Genomic DNA, 1,324 nt, shown 5'->3' with positions numbered 1-1,324 from the left:
CTATGAATCGCCCCGGATTTTGTGGAGGCTCAACACTCTGAGAGGATTGAGCCATGAAGAAGTCGAACAAGTTCTCACCCGAGGTGCGTGAGCGCGCAGTGAGGATGGTGCAGGAGCACCGTGGGGAATACCCGTCGCTGTGGGCGGCGATCGAGTCGATTGCACCGAAGATCGGCTGCGTGCCGCAGACGCTGAACGAATGGGTCAAGCGTGATGAGGTCGACAACGGCGTTCGAGAAGGCGTGACGACCAGCGAGTCCCAGCGGATGAAGGAGCTCGAACGCGAGGTCAAGGAACTGCGCCGAGCCAACGAGATCCTGAAGCTGGCGAGCGCGTTTTTCGCCCAGGCGGAGCTCGACCGCCGGCTGAAGTCCTGAGGGATTTCATCGACAGGCATCGTGCCACCTTCGGGGTCGAGCCGATCTGCAGGGTCTTGCAGGTCGCCCCGTCGGGCTACCGGCGGCACGCGGCGCTGCTGCGCGAGCCGCATAAGCGCTGCGCCAGAGCACTCCGCGACGATGTCCTCATTCCGGCGATACAGCGCGTCTGGCAGGCCAACATGCAGGTCTATGGGGCCGACAAGGTCTGGAGGCAACTGGCGCGCGAGGGCACGACGGTGGCCCGCTGCACGGTCGAGCGGCTGATGCGGCGCCTGGGGCTGAGAGGTGTGATGCGCGGCAAGGTGGTGAAGACCACTATCAGCAACTCCAGAGCACCATGCCCGCTGGATCGGGTCAACCGGCAGTTCCGAGCGCAGCGCCCGAACCAGCTGTGGGTCTCGGATTTCACGTACGTGTCGACATGGCAGGGCTGGCTGTACGTCGCCTTCGTGATCGATGTGTTCGCCCGACGCATCGTGGGCTGGCGGGTCAGCAGCTCGATGCGCACGGACTTCGTGCTCGATGCTTTGGAGCAAGCGCTGTACGACCGTCAACCCGAACGCGACGGCAGCTTGATTTGTCACTCCGATCGTGGCTCGCAATACGTCAGCATCCGGTACACGGAACGACTGGGCGAGGCTGGCATTGAGCCATCAGTGGGCAGCAAAGGCGACTCATATGACAACGCCCTGGCCGAGACGATCAACGGCCTCTACAAGGCCGAGCTGATCCATCGCCGGGCGCCGTGGAATACCAAGGAGTCGGTGGAGTTCGCGACGCTCGAATGGGTGTCCTGGTTCAACCACCATCGCCTGCTCGAACCCATCGGCTACATCCCGCCTGCAGAAGCTGAGGCAAACTATTACCGGCAACTCGCCAGTCAGTCCGCCAAGACGGCGGCATGACTTAAACCAACTGGCCTCCATGAAAGCCGGGGCGATTCA

The 1,324-nt window shown here is 62.7% G+C and carries 1 protein-coding gene and 1 other annotated feature; the gene reads left to right on the top strand.

The features are described 5' to 3' along the window. Window positions 1-53: 53 nt before the first annotated feature. Window positions 54-1,285, top strand: a protein-coding gene (locus AC1RVW_RS30800) for an IS3 family transposase (protein WP_493204527.1) whose coding sequence is annotated in 2 segments (ribosomal slippage) — window positions 54-342 and window positions 342-1,285 — 1,233 coding nt in all. Because the reading frame shifts where the segments join, the coding sequence is not laid out codon by codon here. Beyond that, window positions 332-448: a sequence feature (AL1L pseudoknot), on the top strand. Its footprint overlaps the gene before it by 117 nt. Window positions 1,286-1,324: the final 39 nt, after the last annotated feature.

It is taken from the genome of Variovorax sp. MPBD4-3 (assembly GCF_058809745.1).
This window is presented reverse-complemented; position numbering and strand designations above follow the sequence as displayed.